33 protein-coding genes are annotated in these 23,669 nt (G+C 61.7%); 27 read left to right on the top strand and 6 right to left on the bottom strand.

Translation table 11 applies throughout. From position 1 onward, the window contains the following. Window positions 1–217: 217 nt before the first annotated feature. From EJC49_RS14975 to EJC49_RS14915, 13 genes are all read left to right on the top strand, one after another. Window positions 218–1,348: a tyrosine-type recombinase/integrase gene (locus EJC49_RS14975; RefSeq protein ID WP_126700745.1), complete on the top strand. Its 1,131-nt coding sequence runs from the start codon at window positions 218–220 to the stop codon at window positions 1,346–1,348. Window positions 1,349–1,390: 42 nt separating this feature from the next. Next, the gene (locus tag EJC49_RS14970) at window positions 1,391–1,609 is read left to right on the top strand and encodes a helix-turn-helix domain-containing protein (RefSeq protein WP_126700744.1); all 219 of its coding nucleotides are present in this window, start codon (window positions 1,391–1,393) and stop codon (window positions 1,607–1,609) included. A gap of 145 nt (window positions 1,610–1,754) precedes the next feature. Next, entirely contained in the window at window positions 1,755–2,708 is a 954-nt protein-coding gene (gene trfA / locus EJC49_RS14965; RefSeq protein ID WP_210211804.1) for a plasmid replication initiator TrfA, read from the top strand. 1,190 nt (window positions 2,709–3,898) lie between these two features. Further along, window positions 3,899–4,156 (top strand): hypothetical protein, encoded by a 258-nt coding sequence (locus EJC49_RS14960; protein ID WP_126700743.1) that lies wholly within the window; start codon window positions 3,899–3,901, stop codon window positions 4,154–4,156. Then, the gene (locus tag EJC49_RS14955; RefSeq protein ID WP_126700742.1) at window positions 4,153–4,419 is read left to right on the top strand and encodes a hypothetical protein; all 267 of its coding nucleotides are present in this window, start codon (window positions 4,153–4,155) and stop codon (window positions 4,417–4,419) included. The genes EJC49_RS14960 and EJC49_RS14955 overlap by 4 nt, the downstream gene beginning before the upstream one ends. Further along, the gene (locus EJC49_RS14950) at window positions 4,403–4,624 is read left to right on the top strand and encodes a hypothetical protein (RefSeq protein ID WP_126700741.1); all 222 of its coding nucleotides are present in this window, start codon (window positions 4,403–4,405) and stop codon (window positions 4,622–4,624) included. Before EJC49_RS14955 ends, EJC49_RS14950 begins: the two co-directional genes overlap by 17 nt. Continuing rightward, window positions 4,621–5,229, top strand: coding sequence for a hypothetical protein (locus tag EJC49_RS14945; RefSeq protein ID WP_126700740.1), 609 nt, complete (start codon window positions 4,621–4,623; stop codon window positions 5,227–5,229). Before EJC49_RS14950 ends, EJC49_RS14945 begins: the two co-directional genes overlap by 4 nt. Before the next feature lie 25 nt (window positions 5,230–5,254). Continuing rightward, complete coding sequence (locus tag EJC49_RS14940; RefSeq protein ID WP_126700739.1) at window positions 5,255–5,485, top strand: hypothetical protein; 231 nt, start codon at window positions 5,255–5,257, stop codon at window positions 5,483–5,485. Then, the gene (locus tag EJC49_RS14935; RefSeq protein WP_126700738.1) at window positions 5,482–5,718 is read left to right on the top strand and encodes a hypothetical protein; all 237 of its coding nucleotides are present in this window, start codon (window positions 5,482–5,484) and stop codon (window positions 5,716–5,718) included. The genes EJC49_RS14940 and EJC49_RS14935 overlap by 4 nt, the downstream gene beginning before the upstream one ends. A gap of 3 nt (window positions 5,719–5,721) precedes the next feature. Next, window positions 5,722–6,183, top strand: a complete 462-nt coding sequence (locus EJC49_RS25965) for a hypothetical protein (protein ID WP_210211803.1) — start codon at window positions 5,722–5,724, stop codon at window positions 6,181–6,183. After that, window positions 6,180–6,404: a hypothetical protein gene (locus tag EJC49_RS14925; RefSeq protein WP_126700737.1), complete on the top strand. Its 225-nt coding sequence runs from the start codon at window positions 6,180–6,182 to the stop codon at window positions 6,402–6,404. The genes EJC49_RS25965 and EJC49_RS14925 overlap by 4 nt, the downstream gene beginning before the upstream one ends. A 546-nt stretch (window positions 6,405–6,950) precedes the next feature. Beyond that, a complete protein-coding gene (locus EJC49_RS14920; RefSeq protein ID WP_126700736.1) occupies window positions 6,951–7,265 on the top strand; it encodes a DUF736 domain-containing protein in 315 nt (104 codons plus the stop codon). 193 nt (window positions 7,266–7,458) lie between these two features. Continuing rightward, window positions 7,459–7,662, top strand: a complete 204-nt coding sequence (locus tag EJC49_RS14915; RefSeq protein WP_126700735.1) for a hypothetical protein — start codon at window positions 7,459–7,461, stop codon at window positions 7,660–7,662. Here EJC49_RS14915 and EJC49_RS14910 read toward each other — a convergent pair. From EJC49_RS14910 to EJC49_RS14900, 3 genes are all read right to left on the bottom strand, one after another. Continuing rightward, complete coding sequence (locus EJC49_RS14910; RefSeq protein WP_245453408.1) at window positions 7,659–8,453, bottom strand: replication-relaxation family protein; 795 nt, start codon at window positions 8,451–8,453, stop codon at window positions 7,659–7,661. The two genes, EJC49_RS14915 and EJC49_RS14910, sit on opposite strands and share 4 nt — an antisense overlap. A gap of 2 nt (window positions 8,454–8,455) precedes the next feature. Continuing rightward, complete coding sequence (locus EJC49_RS14905; protein WP_126700733.1) at window positions 8,456–10,360, bottom strand: type IV secretory system conjugative DNA transfer family protein; 1,905 nt, start codon at window positions 10,358–10,360, stop codon at window positions 8,456–8,458. 290 nt (window positions 10,361–10,650) lie between these two features. Continuing rightward, the gene (locus EJC49_RS14900; protein WP_126700732.1) at window positions 10,651–10,899 is read right to left on the bottom strand and encodes a hypothetical protein; all 249 of its coding nucleotides are present in this window, start codon (window positions 10,897–10,899) and stop codon (window positions 10,651–10,653) included. Window positions 10,900–11,388: 489 nt separating this feature from the next. On the opposite strand from EJC49_RS14900, the gene EJC49_RS14895 reads away from it, so the two are divergent. The 13 genes from EJC49_RS14895 (at window position 11,389) to EJC49_RS14840 (ending at window position 19,012) form a co-directional block, all read left to right on the top strand. Next, window positions 11,389–11,610, top strand: a complete 222-nt coding sequence (locus tag EJC49_RS14895) for a hypothetical protein (protein ID WP_126700731.1) — start codon at window positions 11,389–11,391, stop codon at window positions 11,608–11,610. Between the two features lies 1 nt (window position 11,611). Then, window positions 11,612–11,941, top strand: a complete 330-nt coding sequence (locus EJC49_RS14890) for a hypothetical protein (RefSeq protein WP_126700730.1) — start codon at window positions 11,612–11,614, stop codon at window positions 11,939–11,941. Window positions 11,942–11,998: 57 nt separating this feature from the next. Further along, the gene (locus tag EJC49_RS14885) at window positions 11,999–12,256 is read left to right on the top strand and encodes a hypothetical protein (protein ID WP_126700729.1); all 258 of its coding nucleotides are present in this window, start codon (window positions 11,999–12,001) and stop codon (window positions 12,254–12,256) included. A gap of 1 nt (window position 12,257) precedes the next feature. Further along, window positions 12,258–12,656 carry an ASCH domain-containing protein gene (locus EJC49_RS14880; protein ID WP_126700728.1) on the top strand — a complete coding sequence of 133 codons (399 nt, stop codon included), beginning with the start codon at window positions 12,258–12,260 and terminating at the stop codon, window positions 12,654–12,656. Next, window positions 12,653–13,528 carry a phosphoadenosine phosphosulfate reductase family protein gene (locus EJC49_RS14875; protein ID WP_126700727.1) on the top strand — a complete coding sequence of 292 codons (876 nt, stop codon included), beginning with the start codon at window positions 12,653–12,655 and terminating at the stop codon, window positions 13,526–13,528. The genes EJC49_RS14880 and EJC49_RS14875 overlap by 4 nt, the downstream gene beginning before the upstream one ends. Window positions 13,529–13,631: 103 nt before the next feature. Continuing rightward, window positions 13,632–14,225, top strand: a complete 594-nt coding sequence (locus tag EJC49_RS14870) for a DNA N-6-adenine-methyltransferase (protein ID WP_210211802.1) — start codon at window positions 13,632–13,634, stop codon at window positions 14,223–14,225. 620 nt (window positions 14,226–14,845) lie between these two features. Next, window positions 14,846–15,304, top strand: a complete 459-nt coding sequence (locus EJC49_RS14865) for a plasmid mobilization protein (RefSeq protein WP_126700726.1) — start codon at window positions 14,846–14,848, stop codon at window positions 15,302–15,304. Between the two features lie 3 nt (window positions 15,305–15,307). After that, window positions 15,308–16,993, top strand: a complete 1,686-nt coding sequence (locus tag EJC49_RS14860) for a relaxase/mobilization nuclease domain-containing protein (RefSeq protein ID WP_126700725.1) — start codon at window positions 15,308–15,310, stop codon at window positions 16,991–16,993. A 62-nt stretch (window positions 16,994–17,055) separates the two neighbouring features. Beyond that, window positions 17,056–17,265 (top strand): hypothetical protein, encoded by a 210-nt coding sequence (locus tag EJC49_RS14855; RefSeq protein ID WP_126700724.1) that lies wholly within the window; start codon window positions 17,056–17,058, stop codon window positions 17,263–17,265. Between the two features lie 152 nt (window positions 17,266–17,417). Next, the gene (locus EJC49_RS14850) at window positions 17,418–18,113 is read left to right on the top strand and encodes a hypothetical protein (RefSeq protein ID WP_126700723.1); all 696 of its coding nucleotides are present in this window, start codon (window positions 17,418–17,420) and stop codon (window positions 18,111–18,113) included. 11 nt (window positions 18,114–18,124) lie between these two features. Next, entirely contained in the window at window positions 18,125–18,292 is a 168-nt protein-coding gene (locus tag EJC49_RS25695) for a hypothetical protein (protein ID WP_170314726.1), read from the top strand. Between the two features lie 12 nt (window positions 18,293–18,304). Next, complete coding sequence (locus EJC49_RS14845; RefSeq protein ID WP_126700722.1) at window positions 18,305–18,769, top strand: hypothetical protein; 465 nt, start codon at window positions 18,305–18,307, stop codon at window positions 18,767–18,769. A 9-nt stretch (window positions 18,770–18,778) separates the two neighbouring features. After that, window positions 18,779–19,012 carry a hypothetical protein gene (locus EJC49_RS14840; protein ID WP_126700721.1) on the top strand — a complete coding sequence of 78 codons (234 nt, stop codon included), beginning with the start codon at window positions 18,779–18,781 and terminating at the stop codon, window positions 19,010–19,012. A gap of 63 nt (window positions 19,013–19,075) precedes the next feature. Here the strand turns inward: EJC49_RS14840 and EJC49_RS14835 are convergent, their stop codons facing one another. Further along, window positions 19,076–20,593, bottom strand: coding sequence for a type IV secretory system conjugative DNA transfer family protein (locus tag EJC49_RS14835; protein WP_126700720.1), 1,518 nt, complete (start codon window positions 20,591–20,593; stop codon window positions 19,076–19,078). Window positions 20,594–21,022: 429 nt separating this feature from the next. Between EJC49_RS14835 and EJC49_RS14830 the strand changes: the two genes are divergently transcribed. Continuing rightward, window positions 21,023–21,457 carry a hypothetical protein gene (locus EJC49_RS14830; protein ID WP_126700719.1) on the top strand — a complete coding sequence of 145 codons (435 nt, stop codon included), beginning with the start codon at window positions 21,023–21,025 and terminating at the stop codon, window positions 21,455–21,457. A 51-nt stretch (window positions 21,458–21,508) separates the two neighbouring features. Here the strand turns inward: EJC49_RS14830 and EJC49_RS14825 are convergent, their stop codons facing one another. Both EJC49_RS14825 and EJC49_RS14820 read right to left on the bottom strand, forming a co-directional pair. Then, window positions 21,509–22,474 (bottom strand): XcyI family restriction endonuclease, encoded by a 966-nt coding sequence (locus EJC49_RS14825; protein ID WP_126700718.1) that lies wholly within the window; start codon window positions 22,472–22,474, stop codon window positions 21,509–21,511. Further along, a complete protein-coding gene (locus EJC49_RS14820; RefSeq protein ID WP_126700717.1) occupies window positions 22,474–23,343 on the bottom strand; it encodes a DNA-methyltransferase in 870 nt (289 codons plus the stop codon). The genes EJC49_RS14825 and EJC49_RS14820 overlap by 1 nt, the downstream gene beginning before the upstream one ends. Window positions 23,344–23,669 lie beyond the last annotated feature (326 nt).

Below are 23,669 nucleotides of genomic sequence, written 5' to 3'. Positions count from 1 at the left end.
GGGGTTTTTGTGTTTGGTTGCGGGGGCAGGATTTGAACCTGCGACCTTCAGGTTATGAGCCTAACGCAAGCCCATCGGCACCAACAACCCCCAACGCCAAACCATAGCTTTTGCAGGCGTTTAGCGCCAGCGCCTTGTTGAAAGCCGTTGACGAAACGGGCCGGAGCATGGGAACAAGTGTCCCCATATTGTCCCCGCGCGTCCCCGAGGCCCCGCCATGCCTACCATTGAAAAGCGCATCCGCAGCGAGAACGGCGAACCCTATTACCGGGTGCGCGTCAGGGTGCGCGGCCTGCCCGAGCGGCAAAAGACTTTCAAGCGCCTGACCGACGCCAAGCTATGGGCGCAGCAGACCGAGGCCGCGATCCGGCGCGGCGAGGTGCAAAACGTGGTGGCGACCGCAAAGGGCAAGACCCTTGGCGACGTGATCGACCGCTACAAGCGTCAGGTGTTGCCCCACAAGGCCCCGACCACCCAGCGGGCAGCCGAAACATACCTAGGGCATTGGCAGCGCGTTCTAGGCACTTACGGGCTGGCCTACATCACAACGGACGCCATCGAGGCCGAGTTAGAGAAACTGGCCGAGGCAGGCGACACCCGCCGCAAGCTGGACGAGGGCGAGGCCCCCGAGCGGCCCAAGAGCCGCAAGACCTTGAAACACTACCGCGACACGCTGGCCGTGTTGTTCAAGCACGCCAAGGCGTGGGGGTGGACGGCGCAGAACCCCATGGACGGGGTGAACGCCATCACCAAGATACGCGACGAGCGCACGCGCTTCCTATCCGACGATGAACGGGCCGCCTTGCTTGAGGCTTGCCGCCAGAGCGACAACGCGCACCTTTTCCCCGTGGTTATGTTCGCCTTGAGCACCGGCGCACGGAAATCCGAAATCCTGACGTTGACCCTTGCCGACGTTGACCTTGACCGGCGCACGGCGATCTTGCGCGACACCAAGAACGGTGACACCCGCGCCGTGCCCATCGCCCGGCATCTTGCCGACGTGCTCACAGAGCAGCGGGCCAAGGCCGCCGCACTATACGACGCCATGCCCAAGCCACCGGCGACCCGTTGGCTATTCCCCCGCGCCGACGGGCAAGAACCCATCGACATACGCACCGCGTGGGAGAACGCCCGCAGCAAGGCCGGGCTGGCGGATTTTCGCTTTCACGACCTGCGGCACTCAACCGCCAGTTACCTTGCCATGAAAGGCGCGAGCCTTGTTGAGATTGCCGAAGTGCTGGGGCACCGCACGTTGCAGATGGTACGCCGCTACGCCCATCTATCGGAGAGCCACGTTAAGGGGCTAGTCGAGCGCTTGAACGACGACCTTTTCAGCGGTAAATCTTAGGCTTCCTTGGCCTTTTCAAACCCCATGCCCCGAGGTTTGGACATGGTGGACTTGAAAGACCTGTTGACCGTGCGGCAGGTGGCCGACCAGTCACCCGGCATCACGGAAAACAAGCTACGTTGGTGGATATTCCACGCGGAAACGAGCGGGATAGCCCCGGCGTTGGTGAGGATCGGCGGTAGGGTCTACATCGACCGCGCCGAGTTCAACCGCTGGCTTGAAGGCCAGCGCATGGCCCCCAAGGCCGACCGCGCAGCCTAACGGCAGGCGGAGAACAATAAGCCCCCGGCGCAAGCTGGGGGCTTTTCTTTATTCATGCAAAATAAAATCAACCGACTACTTGAAACAGCCGGTTGATTAGCGCATGATTATTTTATCTGCAAATAATCAATAAGGAAATAATTGCATGTCGTCGCAAAATAATCAATCAAAACTCTCCCCGTACTGGAAGAAGCGTTATGAGGAAATGCGCGGCACATTTGACGCGCCCCCACTTTTCGAGGCCGCCCCCACCCTGAAAGCACCAAGCCCCACCGCCGCCCCCTCGCAAGCCGCTGCGAACGACAACACAGGCCCCCGCCTGTTCATAGCCGGTTTGGACGACGTGTTGCGCGCTATGCCCAATCAGGTTGCAAGATCGTCTTTGTTCGCCCCCGTCGCCCGTGGCCGACGCCAGTACCACCGCGAAACCACGCTAGTTACCCGCGCCGACGCGGTAATGACCTACACTGGCGAGCAACTGGACGAGGCCGACGCCGATCTTTGCTTGCAACTGATTTTCGAGGCTCGCACGCAACCCTTGGGCCAGCCGATCAAACTGAACCGGGCCGCGCTGCTGCGTGCAATGGGCCGGAGCACCGGAAAGCACGATTACGAATGGCTACACCGCCGCATGAAAGCCCTGACCGCAGCAACGCTTTATGTCGAGGCTAAAAGGCCGGACGGTTCCATGAAATACAGGATCGGCACAACCAAGGCTTTTCACATCGTGGCCGATTTTGATTACGACGATACGACCGAAACCTACAGCTACAGACTTGACCCTCGTTGGCAAACTATGTTTGGCAATCGGGAATATGCGTTGCTCGATTGGAACAAGCGTTTGCAGATTGGGCGGGGTCAGGATATGGCAAAGGCCCTGCAACGTCTTGTCGCCACGTCATCCGATTGCGAGCAGCGCTATGCGGTCGATTGGCTTAAAGAGAAAATGCAGTACACGGGACGCCCGCGTGACTTCCGCGCCGCCCTTCTCAGGGCAGCGCGCGAGCTTGAGCGATTGGAGATCATCGCCGCAAGCAACATCGAGATCAGCACCAAAGGCCGTGAGCAACTGGCTATCCGGCTTATGGGATCGGTATAGCATCGCACGCCCCCAAAAATGGCCCGCCTTGGCGGGCCATTTTTCATCGGGATAGCATCGCACGCCCGTCGGGATAGCATCGCTCTTTATCGGGATAGCATCGCCCTTTGTCGGGATAGCATCGCTCCTCACACCGTCGAAAGCCAACAGCACCGCCACTTTCCGACGATCAAAAATCCCTCTACCTTTCTTCTACCTTATTTTTACCAAAGCGCGCGAGAGCGCGCGGCATCGGGATAGCATCGCCCCCCCCGGAGAAAATCGACCGGGCTGGACGGCTCCCCCTTTCCCCAAAAAATCGCAGCCGCCTACGGCTTTGGCCTGCGCCTTCGGCTTGGCCTTAAAAGGAAGCCGCCTTGCGGCGGCTGGGATTGTACTTAGCCGCGCAGGGCGCGGCGGCAGGCTTGCGCCTGCCTGAAAAGGAATGCGCTAAGCCAGCCTATGGGCTGGCGCGCATCCCCCATAGCCCCCAAACGGGGGCGGTTCGCTCAAGCTCACCACGAGGCAAGGGCGCGTCCCCGTGCTCCCGTCTCCGCTTTCGGTTGCTTGGTCTATGCCCGCCCGTCAGCCGGGTAAAGGCCAAGCCCTTCGGGCGCGCAAGCGCGGCCTTGACCCGTCCGCCGTCCGGTCATGGGCGACCGGCGCGAAAGCGGCTCCGAGAGGCAAGGGACGAACACCAGACCCCTTACAAATACCCGCCAGACGCAGCCAGCGGGCTTTTGGTGCATTTCTTGGTCTTGAATAGATAGAGGACACCGCACCGGCGGCAAAGCGCTTTTAATGGCGTTCTAGGCGGCTTCATTTTTTCGCAAATATTCTTTCGCCAATCGGCTTGTTTTGCGTTATACTGTAACCATAATTGAAATATAGCCAACAATCACTTTGGATTTCTGCCATGAATACAGAACCGAGAACCGTAGTTTACGCACTCCGATCCGATCAAAAGACGGATGCGCCTTCCCTGTTCCGCACCCTACAGCTTGCCCACCGGCAAGGCGACCAACGCGCCATAACGCACATGTTCGAGCGCTGGGACGTTCCGGCCCATGTGGCAAAGCGCCTGCTATCGGGCGACATACCCACCCGCATCGAGGGGCGTTCCGTCCTGTTCGAGCTTCCTTGCTGCGACGTGCTCCCCTTTGTGCCGAACCCGGCCCAGCCGACGAAACACTAGGGGGGAGGCCGAGCCTATGAACCGCGACGCCTACAACTTGATGCTGGACGGCATCGACCGTGCCACCGGCAACGCCGGGACGCTCCACCGCGTCACCCGTGAATTGCAAACCCTCTACATGCGCGGGCCGCGCACCGACCGGGAGCAGGCCGAGGAACTGTTGCAGCGCGCCGAAACGCTGGCCCGGATGCTGGCCGCCGACGTGCTGCAAGTGCGCATGAGTTTCGACCGGACGTATACCGACCAACCTAAGCAGGCGGAGGGCGCGCTATGAACCCGCTTGCCTTTGCCGCCATTCTTGCCAATCCCGGCGGGGTTATCGTGCTCATGGCAACAATAGCGATCCTGACCGCCTTTAACGCTTGGGCATTTTTGATTTTCGGCAGTATTGCAGCGCTGATCGGCCTCTTTCTGTTCTTTCGCTGGCCGCGTGTATTTTGGTTCTACGCCGGAGCAGCCACGATTTACGTTGAAAGCCGGTTCTTTGGATTGTCGTTCTATATCGAGGAGATTTTACGCCGTGCGTTCACATCATAAATCCCGTTACGCCGCATTGGTGTTTGTCTGGTTCTTCCGGGCATTGGCCGCGCTTATCCTGCCCGTGGCGCTGGTCATGGTCGCGCTGACCGCAACCGGGTGCAGCTACACCAACCGCCAAGAAGGCGAGATCGGGGGCGGTTTACGCCTGTTCCCGACTATCGTTTTTGACAGCAACATTGAAGTTGGGAAACAGCGCCAATGAAAGCCATAGCTATCGCCATTGCCGCCACCGCCGCCTTTATTCCGGCGACCGCTTGGGCCGGGTGGAATACTGCCAGTTATGCAGCCACTTTCCAGACGTTGACCGACATTCGGAACACGCTCACCCGTTGGTGCGCAACCGAGGCCGCCCACAAGCTGAATTACACGGCTGGCCGCCTTGAGGATGCTTGCGGCACTACCTTTGACGGGCAGAACATCCAAGGTGCGCAAGTCTATGTGACCCGCAGCCACAACGACCGCGACTTGATCAGCGCGACCCGCTGGACGTTCGTTCTTTCCAACGACCGCAAGGCGTACCTGTTCACGCTGGTTGACGAAACCCGCCACCAGAACGCTTTGCGCGACCGCGAGCAGGATCAGACGAGCACCCGGCTTGAGGTCAGTCAGGTTTACCGGGGCCAATGGATGGCCGAGCCGGACATACTGACCGCCGGAACGGCTTGGCGTGGCCGCAAGGCCGGAGGCAGCCGCCGCACCGACCGCGACCCGCCCGCCTTCGAGGACGTGGACGCAGGTTTAGGCGACGCAATCCGCTCCCTTTACGCGCTGCGCTTCCGCGTCCGCGAGGCTTACCGCGTCAAGTAACAAGAATGAAACAGGAACTTACCCCATGCCCCTCACAGCTTTTGAAAGGAACCTTGTAGCCGCCCTACGCACCGCCCGCCCCTTTGTGGAGCAGGCACGAAACGACAGCGGCGGACTTTCCGGCACCGGCGAACTTGTCTTTATCGACAGCGTGTTGACCGCCGCCGGGCGCAAAGACGCGCCGACCCCGCCGACGATCAAGCCCGGCCCGCGCTGCAAGCGCACCCCCGACATGTTCGGAGGGGCCGAGAAATGAGCAAGCCGACCCAAGTACGCACCGCCGCCGTGTTGCTGACGACCGCCAGCGGCGAGGCCCACAAGTTGAGCCTGCACCTTGCCGGAGCCGTCAACAGCCTGCGAGCGCCCGCCTACGACCTTGAGGCCGCTCAATCGGCCTACGAGGACATACAGGCCGCCGCCGAGCGCCTGCGGACAATCGAACGGATCATGACCGAGGCCGCCGACGGGCTGGCCCGTGTGGAGGCTTGAGCCATGCGCCAGCCCCTACACATCGAGATCGGCCTTGCCTTCCTCACCAACGACGGCCAGCCGGTTGTTATCTGCCACCGGCGCGAAACGGGCCGGACGATCCCCGGCACCGACGTTGCCGACGTACGCTTTATGGGCCGGAGCCAGCACGACCCCCGCTTGATGATCGAGTTTGACCGCGAGGGGCGAGCCTTGGAGTTTTGGCGCGCACCCCTACCCGAGGGCGTGACGGTCAGAAAGAAACACCCGGCGATCCGCCGCTTGCAAAACGACGAGCGCCAGCCAGCGCCGGAAAAGTTTTCCCTTGCCCGCCTAAAGGCGCGACCGCGCCGCCAGCAGGTCAGGGAGGCTTGGCACCGCTGGGCAGCCAAGCCCGAGAACCGCGAGCGCAAGCGCGCGGCGGATCGTGCCCGGTATCAGGCCCGCAAGGCCCAACAACAACTGAAAGGAACCCCCACCAAATGAACGACATGCAACGCCGTGTGGCCGAGATCGGCCACATATTGCAGGAACGGGCGAGCGATCTTGCCCACGCATCCCGCATCACCGACCCGCAGGAAATGGCCCACGCGCTGGCGCTGGCCGTAGTCGGCATCGAGGACGCAAAGGCCATGCTGATGAAAGAACAGCGCGAGGCCGAGCGCCAGATCGGCGACGTTGCGCCGTGGGAAATGGCCGACAAGTGATCCGCCATCCGGCTTGCCGGACGCCGCGCCACGAACCCCGCCCCCGTGCGGGGTTTTTGGTTGTCCATTCAGGCGCACAGCGAAAGCAGCCCGCCCGCCATGTTGCCGGTGCATCGGCAGCGGGAACACCCGTCAGGCGCAGCCAGCAGGCCGCCGGAGGCTTACCGCAGGCTTTCCCTACCCGCACCGCGCCGCAGGCCAAGGACGCATTGCAGGGGCTTTCCAGAGCGTTTGCCGCAGGGCGGCACCGTTGCAGCCTTCCCGGCGCATCGAGGCGCAGGCATCCCCCGACCGTTTGGGCGTTTGCCCGACGTGGCCGACCGTTCCGGCTCCATCCCCTCTTGAGTGTCAGCAGCCCATCGAGCCGCATTCCTGACATGGCCCAATCTGCCCCCGCCCGCATCCGCCACAAGGGAAAACACGGCTTTCCCCGCGAGCGGCGAACCTTCCGATTTTTCCCTTGCACCGTCCGCTTATTGGCGGGGCCGACGATAAGGCATGAAAGGCGGCGATAGGCGCAGCCAGAAATCAAAAGGAGATAGAGTTATGAAAATCGGCCAAATCGTCAAAACTGCAAACGGTTTCGAGGGCACCTTGCACACGCTGACCGTAAAGGCATCGCTGCAACTGGTTCCGACCGAGAGCGACAACGAGAAAGCCCCCGGCTTCCGCGTCATGGCTGACGGCATCGAGATCGGCGCGGCTTGGGAAAAGACCAGCAAGGCGGATAAGCCTTACCTGTCGGTCAAGCTGGACGATCCCGCCTTCCCGGCTCCCGTCTATGCCGTCGCTTCCGTCCCCGCCGACGGCGAGGCAAGCGATCTTCGCTTTGAGCGCCAGAAGAAAAAGAAAGAGGACTAACCAACAAACCCCGCCCAAAAGGCGGGGTTTTCGATTGCCTGCGCCCGGTCCAAAAGCGCCAGCCCCTACAATGGAGAAAACCGCCCTTGCGGACGGCTCCCCCTTTCCCGCGCGGCTATAGGGGTTCTCGACCAAACGGCCACGCAAGATTATTATGCCGCCGCGCCCTAACCTTCGGCAACGAAAAACTGACATGCACCCAACGGAACTGATCTTCTACGGCGCACTTGCCGTCTTGGCCGTGGTAGCCGTGGCGATCTTCAACCATCGCCAGCGCAAGGCGCGCGAGCGCGCCGCGCAGGAGGCCGACCGGCTGGCCGTCGAGGAATGGGAGCGCCAGCAGGAGGAACGCCGCCAGCGCATCCAGCGGCTTGTTGCCCAATTCGACGATATCTAAAGCGCGACCGGCTGGCCGGTCAGGTCAGACCAGCACCCCCCGAAATCTGCCCGCACGTCATCGAGGACGGCGAACAGGAACAGCGGCGCGAACGCGGCGAACGCCGGTAGCGCGCCTAACCGTTCCCGCACAGCGTCGCGGCTGGCCGCCGCCTCAAACACCGCAATCAGGCGGTTGCCCCGCTGGACGTTCAGGGCTTCCGCCAGCAACCCGGCTTCCATCGCCTCCCGGTGGCCTTCCATCTGGCGGACGATCCGCCCGCGATCCGTCCCGCCCCGGTCAAGACACACCTCCAACGCCGTCAGCGCGGGCCGCCCGTCGGCGCGGGTTACGTCAAAGACGGCATCCGGGAACAGGGTGCGCCCGCCCGGCAGGCGCAGGCGCAGCGGTTGCCCGCCATAGTAGGGCCGCCAGCCCGTGACCGTTCGACCAGCGCCCGCCGCCCATTGCGTCAGGGCTATATGGCAATCCACCGTCCCGCGCCGGTGCAAGTGATCCATCTCGAACTTGGGCGACCCCGGCACGAACGGGACTTCCCCCACGTCAACACGCAGGTATGCGGCGAGCGCCGCCGCGCCCTTGGCCTTCAGGTGATACATGCGGGGCAACCGGCCAAGGCCGGGATAGACCCCCCATGTTAGCACCCCGATTAACCCCCCATTGGCGAGCAGCCGGAGCCTGTCGCCCAAGTGTTTACGGTCGTTCCCGACGCCAAGTCGCCGCATCTGATCGACCGTCAGGAACCGATAGACGGACAGGGCTTCGAGCGTGCGCGCTTCAACCGGCGTCATGGTCAATCGTGCCGCTTGAGATCGTACTTAGGTTTGGGCACGCCGACCGGCGCTTGCGCCGGATCGTCCGGCCCGTCGGCACCGCCGAGCGGGGCAGGCCGGCCGCCAAGCGGCAGGTAATAGGCGGCCAGTTGTTCGGCCTTCACCGCTTCCCATTCCGCTGCCGTCATGGCGCGGCTTTCGTCCGCCAAGTGTCCAGCGGCATCGAGGACGAACGGCGCAGGCTTGTTCCGTCCACCACGCGCGACGACGAATTGCCGATCCCGCAGCCGCATGAACATATCGAGGCGAACGCCGAGCGCCCCCGCCAAGGCGCGATAACTCCCCGCCTCGTTTGTTCCGGCCACTTTCAGTTGCGGGTTGCCAAGTACCGACTTGGCAAGATCGGTGCCCATGGCCTGCCCGACCTGTTGCTGACACAGCGTCAGCGCCACGCCGAACTTGCGGGCATCGGTTAGGATTTGTTCGACCGACGGGCCAAGGTAGTTTTGGCACTCATCCACGATCACGTGCGCAGGCGTGCGCGCCGTGCGCTTGTCCGCCGCCCGCCGCAGGGCGAGCGATAGCAGGTTGGCGAGGATGAACCGCCCGAGGCCCGCGCTTGTTTCCGTCCCCAACCTGCCCTTGGCGAGGTTGAACACAACGACTTTGCGGGCATCAATCAGCGGTTCAAGGTTGACCGTGGACGGCCCGACGAACAGCGACCGGCCAGCTTGCAGCATGACCCGCAGCTTTGTCGTGATCGCCAGCCGGGTTTGCTGGTACTGCCCCGCCTGAAACTCCCCCGAAAAGAACGACGCTTCATCCGGCGGCAGCTTTCGCCGGGCATCTTCCACAAGGTCGATATTTTCGCCTTGGTTCAGGAACCGGACGAGATCGGCAGGGCTGCGCCCCGGCTCCCCCATGAGCACGGGCACGGTATGCAGCAGAATGTTACGCATAGGCACCGTGAAGGACGACCCGCCGCCCGTGCCCAGCATTTCGGATAGGGCTTCAACGAACTGTTGGCTATCGGCCACCGTGGCCTTGCGTCCGGCCAGATCGAACGGGTTGAGGCAGGGCGAAAAGCCCGGATCAAGGAAGGGATCGACGTACACAAGCCGCCCGTGCCACGCGCCCCCCGACGCGAACTCCGGCCATCGGGCGATTTGTTCGGCCATGTCCCCGTGAGGATCGAGGACGACGACGGCGCTATTGCCTGCCCCGGCCAGACCGTGAATGAGCAGCTTAAGCATTTCGGTTTTGCCGGAACCGATTGCGCCCGTGACGTAGGAGTGCCGCAGCATCGAGGACGCGGGCAGCATGACCGGCAGAGGCCGGGCGAGAAAATCCGCGACCCCCGGCGCAACCGCGCGCAGGTAGTGCAGATACCCCGCAAGATCGGGTGTCCATTCAGCCGGGGTTGGGGCATCAAACCGCCCCTTGAGCATCAGGAAACGCATATCCAGAGGCCGCCAAAGCGGCGTTTCGCTGGCTTGCACTTCCCCGTGGCCGACCCGCCCAAGGGAGCGGCTTTTCAGCGTTTCGGTAGGCTTCACCCCCTTGGCGACGTTGTGCAGATATAGGCGGTAGGTCAGGAACAGATAGGCGAACTCCAAAAGGGCAGCCGTGCCCCCGCCCGCCATGTTGCCCCACGGCTTCACCGGCAGATCGTCAGGGGTGAGATCGTTCCAATCCCCCGCCGCGACCTGGCGCTTGATCAGCGCCCGCTTTTCTTCGAGCCATGCCGCCGTAAACTTCTCGACCAGATCGACCGACGAGGCCGGAACCATCGTGCCGATATAGAAGGCCGGTTCATCGTCCGGCAGGGCTTCCGGGTGCGGCAGGGCGAGCAGATCGCAAAGGCGCTTTTCCGCCGCCACCGTGCCCGCTTTCTTCGGACGGCTAAGCCAGCTTTCAGGCACCATTTTTAGACCCCCGCGCAGCGCCCCCAATAACCCCCCTTATGGGGCGCCCCATTGAGGCCAGATTTTCGCTTGTAGTTCAAGCGCCAAGCGCCCGCTGGCGCTTGGCCGCTCCGCTCGCTTCGCTCTCTCCGCCTCCCTTCCCCCGCTTCGCGCCCCGCCAAGCCCCGCCGACGGCGGGGGCATGTCGGGGTTTCAGGGATAAGGGAGGCGGAGCGAGCCAGCCGGAACCGCCGAACATCGGCGCACGAAAAAGCCGCCCCGCAGGGCGGCTTGTCGGGTTGGTAGGATGGTTATGAGCCGCTTGCGGCAGTCTGCCCAAGCTTCTTTCTGAAAGCGTCTCGAACGGCCTCAAATAAAGCTGCTTCAATATCAAGGTCGGAAAGCGTGTCGGAAAAATTATCCGTCCAATCAACGGCCCCACAATCTCCATCCAAAAACTCTTGTATTTGCTCAACTGAATAATCATAGCGCCCTACGAAAATCGCGACGAATGCGTCAACGTCAATGGTGAGCACAGTTTTAGAAGTTTGGTTTTGCATGGTCAGCGCCCCCTTAGCCCAAAATAAAGGCGGTTGCGAAGGTGAGCGCAGCGCCGACCAGCACCGCATTGCGGTCAATCACAAGCACCAGACCACGGGAGCGGCGGCTACTTTTTGTGCGGCGACTACTCTTAAACATATTCATTTTTGAGAACCCTTTATCTGTTGAATATAGATATATACTATCACATTTTTTCCGCTAATCAAAAACAAAAATCGCTTTATTTTGTGGCGGTTAAATCATCTTCCTTTGTGCAATCTGTCAGGTTTTCTTGGGCGCTTGCTCGCCGTTGTTTTGAATGAGGGAAAAGGGCGCTTTGCCCTGAAAGGGGGACGGCTGGACACGAACGAAAGAGCGGCAACGGCGGCAAAGTATACAATCAACCAGCAAATAAAACGCATTTCGCTAATCTTTTTTGTTGATTTGCGCTTATTTATACACCATAATCTAAGTATAGAGTAAATTAACTGCTTAAAAGGGTTCTCAAAATGAATGGTATGAATAGCTTTGATCACATCGAGCGCGCACGGCAGATCATTGTATATGCAGACGGCGGCATGGCCGTAAGCGGCGGGCTGGTACTCCGAACGGCAGAGGAACGCGCCAAGGCGCTTTGGGTCGCGTGCCAATGGTCAGACAACGGCGCGCAAGCGGTTTTCGATGGCGATTGCTATTTCTTCGACAAGCCCGCTCACATGGAGGGCAAATAACATGCAGCAGACAATCGGCCACACCATTTTGCAGCAGCTTGGCGGCGGTAAGTTTATCGCCATGACCGGCGCAAAGAACTTTATTCTTTACGAGGACGGCTTGCGCTTTGACCTGCCCGCCCGCTTTGCCGCCAAAGGCATCAACAAAGTGCATATCACCCTGACCCCTAACGACCTTTATACCTTGGAGTTTATGCGCTGGAACGCCCGCGCGTTGGAATTGCAGCGGATCGCCAAGGCCAGCGACATTTACGCCGACATGCTCCCCGACACGTTCCGCGATCACACGGGATTAGAAACCCGCATGCCGACCGTGTACCGCGCCCGATAAGATCAACCAGACCGGGGCCGCAAGGCCCCCAACAACCCCAAAAGAAGGGATAAAGATATGTCTTACACATACAAAGATTTTGTAAACGACCTGCACAACGCACTTAACAAGCCCTACTGTCCTGCCGAGGGTGAGGTAATCAACTTCCAACGTAAAGGATTGCACAGCGATACGGTTCACCAGTTCCTTGAGCAGTTCAAGGAAGAAAACAGCCGCAGCACGCTTATTCTGCGCCTGTACGAAGAAGGTGCTGCTATTCATATTGAAGACCTTCCCGAAGTGGACGAGGACGAAGACGAGGCGGAGGGCCGCTAATATGGTTGCCCTTTCCATCCGCCAGCCGTGGGCATGGCTCATCGTCAACGGCCACAAGCGCCTTGAAAATCGCAACTGGCCGACCCGGCAGCGCGGGCCGATCCTGATCCACGCCGCAAAGACCATGACCCGCGCCGACTATAACGGCGCGGCCATGCTGGCCGAGGCCGACGGCGTGACCCTGCCCCCGTTCGAGGCATTGGAGCGCGGCGGGATCGTCGGGCAGGCCGAGATTGTGGACTGCATCAATTACAGCACGTCGCATTGGTTCTTTGGCCCCTATGCCTTTGTGCTGGAAAACGCCCGCCCGCTACCGTTCCGGCCCGTGCCCGGCAAGCTGGGCTTTTTCGTGCCGAAGTACCACCCGCACCACGGCAACATGGGGGGCACCCATGAATGAACGTGCCCCGCGTCACCGTTCATATTGAGGAACAGGACACCGCCACCGCCGAGACCTTGCCCGTGGTCAACGTGTCGGGCGGGAAGGACAGCACCGCCCTTTACCTATGGGCGATTGACCGCTACGGCCCAGACGGCTTTTTACCGATTTTCGCCGACACCGGCCACGAACATCCCGTAACGCTCAATTACCTTCGCAACCTGCCCAACATGGCCGGAGGCCCGCCGATTGTTTGGGTGCGTGCCGACTTTGCCGACCGGCTGGCGCGCAAGGAGCTTGAGCCGACCGGCGAGCCGTTTCTTGACATGGCGAGATATAAAGGACGCTTTCCATCAACCAAGGCCCAGTTTTGCACCGAGCACCTAAAGCTAGCCCCGATCCGCGCCTATCTGGCCGAGCACCACGCCAACCAAGATTGGTTGATCCTGACCGGTATCAGGCGTGGCGAAAGCAAGCGCCGCGCAGCCTATCCGCGCGACGAATGGCACACCTATTTTGATTGCTGGACTTCGCGCCCGTTGCTCGACTGGTCAACTGCCGACGTTTTCGCCTTTCTTAAGGCGAAAGGCGTACCGCCCAACCCGCTTTATGCCGCAGGCGCTGGCCGCGTCGGGTGTTACCCGTGCATCCATGCCAGCAAGGCCGAACTCGCAAGCCTGCCCGAATGGGCATGGCAAAAACTGGCCGACTGGGAGGCGACGCTAGGCCGGACGTGGTTCCCGCCCGGCACCGTCCCCGGCGTCGGCATCCCCACCATTGCGCAGGTGCGCGAATGGTGCCGCACGACGCGCGGCGGCTGGCAATTCCCTCTGTTCGACGAGGACGCGAAAGACGTTCCGTCGTGCATGTCCACATGGGGCATTTGTGAGTGACCACATAAGCCAACAACGGCCAACAAGACCCAATTACCGCAAGCAAATCAATATTTTAGCTTGACGGCATGGCCGGTTATTTGATAGATGGAGGCTAGATCGAGTGAACGATCGCTTTTCCCCCTTTCTCTTTTCAGACGAAACCGAGCCGGACGCGACCGGCTCGAAAGAGAACGAGGAAAAGCCATTGCAAAGGGCATTCTTCGGCGCGCGCACCGCGCAGACAAAAGACGAATGGTTGACCCCGCCCGACCTGATCCGCCAGCTAGGCGAGTTTGACCTTGACCCCTGCGCGCCGGTCAACCGGCCTTGGGAAACCGCAAAGCGGCATTACACCATCGAGGACGACGGCCTAAGCAGGCCATGGGCCGGGCGGATCTGGCTCAATCCGCCATACGGGAAAGAAACCTTTAGGTGGCTCGACAAGCTGGCCGACCACGGCAGCGGGATCGCCCTGATCTTCGCCCGGACGGACACCAAGGGTTTTCACAAGACGGTTTGGGCCAAGGCCCACGCGGTCTTTTTCTTCGAGGGCCGGTTGAAGTTCTACCACGTCACCGGCAAGCAGGCCGGAACCGCTAACGCTCCGTCGGTGCTGGTAAGCTACAGCCCAGCCGACACGATAGCGATCATGCGGGCGGGACTTCGCGGTAAGCTGGTCATCATCGCCGCGAACGACAACGAACCGCCGAAATAGGCGACACGACCGGGAGGCCGCCGCAAGGCGGCTTTCCTCTTTCTGGCCGCAGGCCGCACCCCTGCCCCCGGAGAAAATCGACCGAGCGGACGGCTCCCCCTTTCCCCGCGCGCGGCGAGCATAGCGACGCCGCGCGGCAGGGCCGGAGGCCCGAGCGTATCCACCGCGAGCAGCGCGAGCGCCCGCCTTCACCCATTGACCACAGGCCCCTTGGAAAGCGTGGACGGCACGCCGCCCACCCTTACCACAGGCTTCCGGGCTTCACTGCGTCCCGCCGCCTGCACCATCCTTCGGGAGGCGCGGCGGGCCGGTTCAGCCCTACAGCCTAACGGGGCCTGACGCCGGGCGCGGCCATCCCGCCAAGCGGGAGGGGCCGCCCGTGCCCGACTTGGACAATAGGCAAAGCCGACAAGAACGCCGTGCATCACGGCGTAGTGCACGTAGCCGCCGTAGTCGTTCAGTTGTCGGCTTGCGGTGCCAGTCATAAGCAGAAGGAGGGCGGCAAGATGGGGAAACGGATACCCCGCATACGGCGAATACGCCGAATACTGCGGATACCCGTTTCCATCTTGCCACTGTTCGGCCTTCGGCCTTGGTGGAATAAAGGAGGGTAGCATGGAATGATGGACGCGAAACTTAAACCCCGTGCCGTTCGCTTAACGGATCACGATTACATCGCCGCGAAACAGAAGGCCGCCCATGCCGGGATGGGCTTTGCCGAGTTTGTCCGGCAGGCCGTGGCGCGGTTCAATCCGCCGCCCAAGGCATCGTTTCCGGTTGCCGTGCTGGCGACCGTTCAGGAACTAAACGCCATCGCGGTAAACTTCCGCCAGATCGCTACCGCGACCGACGGCGACCTTGCAGCCTACGCCGAGAAGGCCGCCGACAAGTTTCTTGCCCATATCAACGCAACCCACACCGGCAGCCGTCCGCCGCTGTCACCGGCGGGGCTTGAGCGACTGCGGGAGCAGGGGCACAAGATCAACGCGCAGGCCAAGGCCGCGAACGCCGGGCAGCCGGTCAGCATCGACACCTTGCGGGACGCGCTGGGCGAAATCATGCGGATACCGGCAGGTTAGGCCATGCGGGCCAAAATGCCCGCCCGGCAGCCGGACAACATCGCAAAGGCAACAGGGTATCAGTTTTTCGGGAGCGCCAGCGACCGGGCAGGCCGCAGCCTAGCCGACGTGCAGGCCGAGCGCGTCGCATGGGTTCAGGGTTACGGCATCGAGGCCAAGGACGCGCCGGGCATCACGGCCACGCTTGAGGCGCATCACCTTGTGGTCATGCAGAACCGGACGGGACGCCCGCCCGAAAGCCCGTTGCTGCATTTCTCCATTAGCTTCGACCCCAAAGAGGCCGACAAGGCGACGCCTGATAAGCAGCGGGAGATTGCCGGGCAGATCATCGAGCGCATGGGGCTGGCGGGGCATGTGGGCTTTGTGGTCAGCCACAAGGACGAGCCGCACCCGCACATGCACTTTGTCTTTCACCGCGTCCACCCGGAAACCGGCAAGACATGGGAGGAATGGGCGAGGCCGCGCGACGGCGAACAGGAATTGCCGACCGGCAGGGGGGGCTTGGTCGGTTGCAAGGTGCGGCTCAATCACCACACCCGCGACCTTGCCCGAGAACACGGGTTCAACATCAGTCAGGAGATCGGCCAAGGGCGCACGAGCGAGGCCGAATATCACGAGGCGCGGCGCGAGGGCCGCGCACCCTTCCAGACGTTCACCCCCGAGCAACGGACCGAAATCAGGGGCCAGACCTTGCCCGCCTTCCGCGAGGCGACCGGCTGGGCAGACCTGACCGAGCGCCTACAGGCGCAGGGCTTGCGCCTTGGCATGGCCGGGAAGGGCAGCAAGGCCGCCCTGTACGTTTACAGCGACACGCACAAGGCCAAGCTGTCCGACGTGTTTGGGAAAGAGAAGGACATACGCACCGGCCAGCTTGCCGAGCGGTTTGGGCAGCGGTTCACGGACTACGCCCGCGAGAACGGCCTAGAGGCCCCAGAGCGCCCCGAGAGAGCGCCGGAGCGCCCGGAGGCCATACAGGAACCACAGATTGCGTTGGACGACGAGGGCGACGCCTACAGCGCCGAATACGCCCGCCGTCAGGGCGCGCTAGACGAGGCGATCCGCGAGCGCGACGCCTACCAAGCAGAGGTGAGCCAGCAGCGGGCCGCCGAGGCGAGCGCACGCGAGGCCGAGCAGGCCGCCGCCGCCTTGGCCGCCCGCGTTGCGGGCATGGATCGCGAGGCCGCGCAGGCCCGTGCGGAAATCATGGCCGCAATCGCGGAGGCATTTGCGAACCCAGCCGAGGCGCAGAAGGCATGGGAGCAGTACGAGGTTGAGCGGGAGCGCACGCGACGGTTGGCCGATAGGGCTTTCAAGCCCGAACGGTTTGGCATCTTGCGGGGCAAGGTACGGGCCATGGTCAAGGACGGAGAGCGCCGCAAGGCGCTTGCCGCCATCGAGCGTTTGAAGAAGGCCCGCGCCCAGCTTGTGGCCGCGCGCGAGCGCGTGGAGGTTGCCCGCCTGACGCTTCCCGCCGTGCAGCATAAGGAACAGCAGGCCAAGCGTCATTGGCGGGAGTGGACGGCACGCACCGGCGACCGTCAGGAGCAGGAGAACCGCCTAGCGCAACAAAACTTGAACGTGCGGGAGAAGGCCGCCGCGCTGGCCGAACTGTCCCGCGAGCGGGAGCGCGAGCGCGAGATCGACCGCGACGACAGGGGCCGGGATCGCGGAATTGATTGGAACGATTGACGGCGACGCATGAGGCGTAGCCGTCGGGCCGAAAGGCACAACCCCAGTGAAAGGCAAAGGACATGGACAACAGCGCTAAGCAACAATCGCCCAAAGTTATCGACCTTGACAAAATCCTAGCGGAAGGCGGTCAATACACGCCCGCATGGGAGGGGCTTTTTACTCCCGTCGCCGTGGTCGCCATCAAGGCCGCCGCCGAAAAGGTTGAGTGTTCGCCCGAGGAATATATCCAGATCGCCACCCTACGGCAGCTAGACGCCGACAAGGGCTAGCAGCGACCCCCGCCCCGGCGGGGGTTTTCAATTCCTGACAGGTTGCCGGCCGACGAGCTGGCCGGAATGTCAGTCATCACCCGCCGCCGCACGTCAGCCGAAATTGGCGGCAAGCCGCATAAGCCCCCGAGAACAACACGGAGGGCGCGCACATGAAGGCTTTTCTTTTCCTGACAGCTTTAGCCGCCGCCGAACCCGCAGCGGCGCAGGACAAGTTTTATTCCCATTCAACAAACGTCGGAAATAGCAAATACGAGGCAATGGCGACCGCCATTCTTGCGAACCAGACCACGCAAGGCGCGTCCATTACCTACCTGAGCGAGATCATCCCACCTAGCGGCGAGGTAAAACTAGGCGCGGGCGGTGCGTGCGATACGGAGAACGAGGGCGCTTTGCGCTATAACAGCACTTCGGGCGGGGTTGAGTTCTGTAACGGAACCGCATGGCAGCCAGTCGGCGGCGGTGGAGCGCTCCCGCAATATTCCATAGTCCCCATGTACACGGCCACGCCGCCGATAGGGTTTCAGGTTTGCGACGGCACCAACGGTACCCCCGACTTGCGCGGGCGGTTCTTGGTTGGTGTCGGATCGGTCAGCGTTGGCGGGTTCCCGGAAACCTACACCTTGGGCCAAGCTGGCGGCAATCATCGCCTGACTTTGAGCGTTCCCAACCTGCCCCCGCACAGTCACGGAATGAACATCACCGGTCAGCCCGGCGTTTCGTTCGTCAACGGGGTGAACACACTTCCCGTATTTGGGAGCGGCAGCACCGGCACGACCGGCAGCGCGGAACCGTTCGACAACCGCCCGCCATTCCGCGCCGTGGTTTACATGTGCAAAACATCATAGGGGGCCAATAGATGATTTTGAAAATTGTAATCGGGATGATTTTTGCGCTGGCGGTTATTTCCTACGTCCACGACCCCGCCCAAGCAAAGGCATTGGCGAGCATTATTGCCGAATTGCTTTTCAGCATTGGCGCAGCCGTCCGGCACGCGCTCATGGCAGTAATTGAAACCATCAAGTGAGGACTTTTGATTATGCGTATTTTGTTTGTTTCCCTTGTCGCCGCGTCGATCCTTCCGCTTGCCGGTCACGCCCAGCACGTCACCGGCCAAGGCATCGACCGCGCCAGCAGCAACATGCGGCTGGAGAACGAGTTTGAGGTTTTTCGCACCAATCAGGACGGCATCGACCAAACCCAAAACGTGCGCCTTGAGGCATTGGAGGCGCGGGACGCTGAATTGAACGCCCGGACGAGCAAGAACGAGGGCGATATTCACCAGCTATTCCAGACGATCAATAACCTTGACCTGACGTGTAGCCTTGACCAGTACCAGCTTACCGACAAATGCCAGCCATGCATCACCGGCCTGAAATATCCCGCCTGTAAGCCGGGCTATAGCGCATCCATTGCACAAACGCCTTGCGGTTCATCGGGCAAGCAGCAGTTTTGTATCCCCTCGACCACTTGCACCGCCATGAAGTGCCAGATGTACAAGTGACCGGCCCGCATGACCGAGGCCGCGATCCCGTCCCCCTACTACATGACGCCCGCCGCAGAGCGGGCCATGCAGCTTTTATGCAGCGGTAGCCCCGAGGCCGCCTTGCGGCTTTCCTTGGGTCATGCCGTGGTTTGCTGGCGAGATGACGATCTTGAGCAATGGCGCTACTGGCAGGACGTGGCGCTAATGGTGCGCGTGTTCGCCGTCGTGCCGTTCGAGTACCGGCCACCGTGGCGGCGGTAGGCCCCAACGAGAACCGCCCAAGGCGACCTTGGGCGGTTTGTTCATGGGCGGCAGCCTAACGGCTTACCCCTGTTCCCAGCGCCCAAAGAGGCCCCGGAAAGCGGCATCTTCCCAATACCGCACCTTGTCCGCCATCAGCGGGCGCAGCCCTTGGACAAGGATAATTTGTTTCGTTTCAGGCATGGCCGCGACTTCATCCGCCGTCATCAGATCGCGCGCCGTCATCGAGCGCGACACCGTGGCGTCGGTTGCCACCAGACCGCCACCGGCCACGCGGGCCGCTTGGTTCTGGGTTTCGACCGTCGTTCGCCCGAGCGACCGGCTAATGTATTCCGCCGTTTCCAATTCCGTTACGCCAAAGAACGAGCGCACCGCACAGTTAGCCATCAGCGTACCCGCCGCCTTGCCGTAAATTGCCAGAAGTTGCGGCTTGTCTTGGCAGAAAATCCAGAACCGGACGCCATAGCCCGCAACTACGCCGATCCCTTGCTCAATCGAGGCCATATGCCCGAGCGCGGGAAACTCATCGAGCAGGAATAGCACCGGCGTTTCCGGCTTCGCCTTGTTCTTGGTCATCGCCCGGCAGGCCATGCCGACCACCGTTCGCATGAACACCCGGAAGTGTCCTATTTCATCGGGCGGCACCACCAAATAGACGGTTACGCCGTTTTCCTTCATCTGGCCAAAATCGACCGTGCTACGCCCCGTCGTGATCGCCTTCACTTGGCGGTCGCTCCAAATGTCAGTTTTTCCCACCGCCGTTGACAGGACGGAACCAAACTCACGCGGCGACTTGGCCGCCAGCTTTTGCATGTGCCCGCCCGCTTCGCGTATTTCGGGCACGGCACTGGCCGCCATAGCGTCAAGGATGCACTCAAATTGTTCCGGCCCCGCCATCAGGGCTTGCCGCACCATGCCCATGCAGGCCCGATCCCCGGCCTTGTCGATCACATAGAGCAGCAGCCCGCGAACGAGGATCAGGGCTTGTTGGTCAAAGTGTTCGGACGCTCCCCCACCCCCCGACCGAGGCATGAGCAGATCGGCCAGCACCCCGGCATCCGTTGCCATGTTGGCATCGCGCCGGATGCAGTCGAGCGGGTTGAAGATCACCCCCGGAGCGGGGTTGCTGGGGTCAATCCTCACGACCTGTTGGCCGAGCACGTCCGCCCGATAGGCCGACGTCACATCGTAGTTTTCCCGCTTAATGTCGGTTACGAACACCGAACCGGGATAGGTCAGCAGGGTTGGAATAATCTGCCCTGCACCCTTGCCCGAGCGCGTCGGCGCGAACGTGGCGAGGTGGCCGGGCGCGTCATAGCGCAAGAACCGGCCTTCAAGTTTGCCGACGATCACGCCCGCATTGCCCAGCAGGCCCCGCGCCTTGGCTTCCGCCTTGGTCGCCCAGCGGGCGGAACCGTGCAGGGTTTTCCCCCGTGCAAAGGGCACCGGCCCGAATAGGCCCCAGAGGCCCGCAGCGCCCAGCAGGGCGGCATGGGGGTATAGATCGGCGTTGACGTGCAGCCAGCAGGCCGAGGCCATCGCCCCGGCAAAGAACGCCTGCCATTTCAGGTTTTGGATCATCACAGGCTAATCTCCCCGCTTTATGGCCGACGTGCGCACATAGCCGGAGAACCCGCCCGCGCGGACGTAGCTTTGCCCGCCTGCCCGCTCCAACACTTCCACCGGCGACCCGGCTGGAATGGTTAGGCAGGCCGCCATGGCGCTTTTGGAGGTGCAAAGCTGGGTATCCGTGCCGAGGTAGGCCCCCGCGTCGGGGGCATCTTGCGCAACTGGCGCGGCATCGGCGCGACCCCATGCGAATAGCGCCCCAGCGTTCAGCCAAGCAGCGCCCCCACCGAGGGCGAGCAGAACCGCTTGGAACATCAGGCGTTCGCGCAAAGTGTCAGCCTCCTTTTGTTGTCCGGTTGCATATGCCTGCAACCACCTACCCGCTTATGCGGGCCGCCCCCTGAAAATAGGGGCACAAAACAACTGACAGGAGGCACCCCCTTGAAACGCGACCTTTTCCATATCCCCCAAAAAATTAGCATGAACCGCCGATTTGTGGCCGCCAGCGCCGCCACCTTGATCGGCGTTTCGTTGGCCTATGCTTTCACCGGCCACGCCAGCACGACCGTCCACGGGGCGGCACCGAGCAAGGCAACCGTGTATGCGGCATCCGCCCCGCGCCTGCCCGCCTGCGACGGGCGCGAGGTCATCGCCTATACGCTGGACGGCTTGCGCCATCAGGGTGCGGACGTTTCCGCCGTGGTCGCCGTGGCCGAGGATATGCGGATCATCGCCGCCGAGGGCCACGACGTGGCCGCCTTTTGCAAGGCCGAGGCGGTATTGGACGGCGGAGCGCGCCAGCCCTTCGCCTATCAGATCGGGTGGAACGCCGAACCGGGTAGCGCAATCTATGTGGTTGGCGACGCCATCCGCTAAAGCCGTTGTCCCCTCAACCGGAGCGGCCCGCAGGTATGCGGGCCGCGTTCGTTACGAGCGTATGCCGGTCAGCGAGATCACCCGCGCGCGGAAATCCTGATATTCAGGCCCGCCGCCGTTGATCAGATCGGAAATCCGATAAAAGCGGTTCGTCGTGGGGCTTTCTTTCTTCGCCATGTCCATGTCGATACGGTCAACATTAACGACCGTCCAACATTCCACATAGCCCGCCGCCTTGGCTTTCTGGTGGCTTTTTTCGGCTTCGCCGATCCGGTTGTGAATGTTGGAGAAATCCGAACCGCCCTTGACTTCGACCGCAATCAATTCCCGGAAATTGTCCTTGCTCATTTCCTCGCGGATGATGATATCCGGATCGGGCGCAAACTCTATCAGCACGCGCCGCCCCGCCGCATTTTCAATTTCTATCCGGTTGGCCGTGGCTTCTTTGACGGCGGGCTTAACAATGTCGTGGATTGCGTCGAAAACCTTCACGATCCCAGCCGCGCCCTTCTTCACGTTCGCACCGCCCCGCAGTTGCGGGCCGAGCGTCAAAAGCGTGAGATCATCAAGCAAGGCTTGGCTTACGCGCTTCGCGCCAATGCCATCGAGCAGGAGCGCCGCCGCACCGGACAGCGCCCGGCACAGATCAGGGAGATCGGCAGCGTTGGCAGCCGTCAGCACCCCGCGCTTTTCCATGGACTGGAACCGGGAAACCCCCGTTTCCGTCGTGTAAAACTCTTTCTGGCTGTAGCCGTACAAGAGCCGGTAGTAACCGAGCAGGCGGGGGTTAGCCGTCAGGAGCAGCGGAACCGGGAACATAAGTTCCCCACGCAGGCCGTGGCTTGCCAGCGTCGCAAGGCTTGGCTTGGGCACATAGTCCGCAAGCGCCTTGTCAATTTCCGTTATGTCGAGGTTCTTGATTGTCGCGGCGAGCGCGTCTTGCAGGTATTGCCCGCGTATTTCCGCGAGCACTCCCGAAAAATCAATCTGTAATTCTGGATCGGGTATTTTGAACATCAGGCCGCCACACGAATAATGGACTTTTCATCAGCTTCCAGCCGTTCGGCAGCAAGCGCCACATAATCGGGATTGAGTTCAATCCCCACATACTTTCGGCCCAACTGTTGGGCGACAAGGCCCGCCGTTCCCGAGCCAAAAAAAGGATCAAGGATGAAGTCGCCGGGCTTGGTGGCCGCGAGGATACACGGCTCCACCAGCGCAGGCGGGAAGGTCGCGAAATGCGCGCCCGGAAAGGCTTGCGTGTGTATGCTCCACACCGTGCGCCGGTTGCGCTTGCCGCTTCCGTTGCCTTCCATGACCGCAGTACGGTCATAAAAATACTTCTCATCCTTGGTGAACATGAACAGGTATTCATGGGAGCGTGTCGGGCGATCCTTCACGCTTTCGGGCATGGCGTTGGGTTTGTTCCAAATAATATCGGCCCGCAAGTACCATCCATCTTCCTGCATGGCGAACGCCAGCCGCCAAGGGATGCCGATCAAGTCCTTTGGCTTGAGGCCGTCCGGCGTGTCTGGCCGTACTGACATGGCACGGGCCGGATTTTTCTTGTCAGGCGCGCGCCAACCCCGGTTGCCGCTTGTGTAGCCGTCGCCAATGTTCAGCCAGAAAATCCCATCATCCTTAAGCACCCGCCGCGCTTCCGAGAAGATCGAGCGCAGGGCGTTGACGTACTGGGGCAACGTCCCTTCAAGGCCGAGTTGATCGGGTATGCTGTAGTCCCGCAGACCCCAATAGGGCGGTGAGGTGATGATCGTTTGCACGGAGCAGTCGGGCAGCCGACGGAGCACGGTAAGCGCGTCCCCCTCGAAAATCGTGGAGGCCGTCACGGTCAGCTTTTCAGGCTTGGCTATCTTTTGTGTTCGCATGTCGCCCCGTCTGTCCCCCATCAGGCAGGCGCTTGATCGCGCCGACGGGCCAGAGCGTGCGCCGTATCGTGCCTTCTAAATGCCGTGCCCCGTCATCGTTCGCACACAATATCGGGCTTCGCCCGGAATGTGGAGGACGATCTTGCGCCGTGTCCGCCTGTTGGCGGGAGTTGGCCGGGGTTGTCCCCAATTTGTCCCCAAAACGCCAAAGCGCCCCGACCGACTGGCAGGGGCGCTTTGTGTTGGCTTTGTATTTCAAGGACTTGTTTGGTTGCGGGGGCAGGATTTGAACCTGCGACCTTCAGGTTATGAGCCTGACGAGCTAC

This window comes from Aquibium carbonis, from assembly GCF_003970795.1.
GTDB lineage: Bacteria > Pseudomonadota > Alphaproteobacteria > Rhizobiales > Rhizobiaceae > Aquibium > Aquibium carbonis.
Note: the sequence above shows the minus strand (reverse complement) of the source record. Positions and strands in the feature narration are given on the sequence as shown.

Coding starts and splice junctions, on each gene's coding strand:
- EJC49_RS14975 (WP_126700745.1), top strand. CDS start 218: ATGCCTACCATTGAAAAGCGCATCCGCAGCGAGAACGGCGAACCCTAT.
- EJC49_RS14970 (WP_126700744.1), top strand. CDS start 1,391: ATGGTGGACTTGAAAGACCTGTTGACCGTGCGGCAGGTGGCCGACCAG.
- trfA (WP_210211804.1), top strand. CDS start 1,755: ATGTCGTCGCAAAATAATCAATCAAAACTCTCCCCGTACTGGAAGAAG.
- EJC49_RS14960 (WP_126700743.1), top strand. CDS start 3,899: ATGAACCGCGACGCCTACAACTTGATGCTGGACGGCATCGACCGTGCC.
- EJC49_RS14955 (WP_126700742.1), top strand. CDS start 4,153: ATGAACCCGCTTGCCTTTGCCGCCATTCTTGCCAATCCCGGCGGGGTT.
- EJC49_RS14945 (WP_126700740.1), top strand. CDS start 4,621: ATGAAAGCCATAGCTATCGCCATTGCCGCCACCGCCGCCTTTATTCCG.
- EJC49_RS14940 (WP_126700739.1), top strand. CDS start 5,255: ATGCCCCTCACAGCTTTTGAAAGGAACCTTGTAGCCGCCCTACGCACC.
- EJC49_RS14935 (WP_126700738.1), top strand. CDS start 5,482: ATGAGCAAGCCGACCCAAGTACGCACCGCCGCCGTGTTGCTGACGACC.
- EJC49_RS25965 (WP_210211803.1), top strand. CDS start 5,722: ATGCGCCAGCCCCTACACATCGAGATCGGCCTTGCCTTCCTCACCAAC.
- EJC49_RS14925 (WP_126700737.1), top strand. CDS start 6,180: ATGAACGACATGCAACGCCGTGTGGCCGAGATCGGCCACATATTGCAG.
- EJC49_RS14920 (WP_126700736.1), top strand. CDS start 6,951: ATGAAAATCGGCCAAATCGTCAAAACTGCAAACGGTTTCGAGGGCACC.
- EJC49_RS14915 (WP_126700735.1), top strand. CDS start 7,459: ATGCACCCAACGGAACTGATCTTCTACGGCGCACTTGCCGTCTTGGCC.
- EJC49_RS14910 (WP_245453408.1), bottom strand. CDS start 8,453: ATGACGCCGGTTGAAGCGCGCACGCTCGAAGCCCTGTCCGTCTATCGG.
- EJC49_RS14905 (WP_126700733.1), bottom strand. CDS start 10,360: ATGGTGCCTGAAAGCTGGCTTAGCCGTCCGAAGAAAGCGGGCACGGTG.
- EJC49_RS14900 (WP_126700732.1), bottom strand. CDS start 10,899: ATGCAAAACCAAACTTCTAAAACTGTGCTCACCATTGACGTTGACGCA.
- EJC49_RS14895 (WP_126700731.1), top strand. CDS start 11,389: ATGAATGGTATGAATAGCTTTGATCACATCGAGCGCGCACGGCAGATC.
- EJC49_RS14890 (WP_126700730.1), top strand. CDS start 11,612: ATGCAGCAGACAATCGGCCACACCATTTTGCAGCAGCTTGGCGGCGGT.
- EJC49_RS14885 (WP_126700729.1), top strand. CDS start 11,999: ATGTCTTACACATACAAAGATTTTGTAAACGACCTGCACAACGCACTT.
- EJC49_RS14880 (WP_126700728.1), top strand. CDS start 12,258: ATGGTTGCCCTTTCCATCCGCCAGCCGTGGGCATGGCTCATCGTCAAC.
- EJC49_RS14875 (WP_126700727.1), top strand. CDS start 12,653: ATGAACGTGCCCCGCGTCACCGTTCATATTGAGGAACAGGACACCGCC.
- EJC49_RS14865 (WP_126700726.1), top strand. CDS start 14,846: ATGATGGACGCGAAACTTAAACCCCGTGCCGTTCGCTTAACGGATCAC.
- EJC49_RS14860 (WP_126700725.1), top strand. CDS start 15,308: ATGCGGGCCAAAATGCCCGCCCGGCAGCCGGACAACATCGCAAAGGCA.
- EJC49_RS14855 (WP_126700724.1), top strand. CDS start 17,056: ATGGACAACAGCGCTAAGCAACAATCGCCCAAAGTTATCGACCTTGAC.
- EJC49_RS14850 (WP_126700723.1), top strand. CDS start 17,418: ATGAAGGCTTTTCTTTTCCTGACAGCTTTAGCCGCCGCCGAACCCGCA.
- EJC49_RS25695 (WP_170314726.1), top strand. CDS start 18,125: ATGATTTTGAAAATTGTAATCGGGATGATTTTTGCGCTGGCGGTTATT.
- EJC49_RS14845 (WP_126700722.1), top strand. CDS start 18,305: ATGCGTATTTTGTTTGTTTCCCTTGTCGCCGCGTCGATCCTTCCGCTT.
- EJC49_RS14840 (WP_126700721.1), top strand. CDS start 18,779: ATGACCGAGGCCGCGATCCCGTCCCCCTACTACATGACGCCCGCCGCA.
- EJC49_RS14835 (WP_126700720.1), bottom strand. CDS start 20,593: ATGATCCAAAACCTGAAATGGCAGGCGTTCTTTGCCGGGGCGATGGCC.
- EJC49_RS14825 (WP_126700718.1), bottom strand. CDS start 22,474: ATGTTCAAAATACCCGATCCAGAATTACAGATTGATTTTTCGGGAGTG.
- EJC49_RS14820 (WP_126700717.1), bottom strand. CDS start 23,343: ATGCGAACACAAAAGATAGCCAAGCCTGAAAAGCTGACCGTGACGGCC.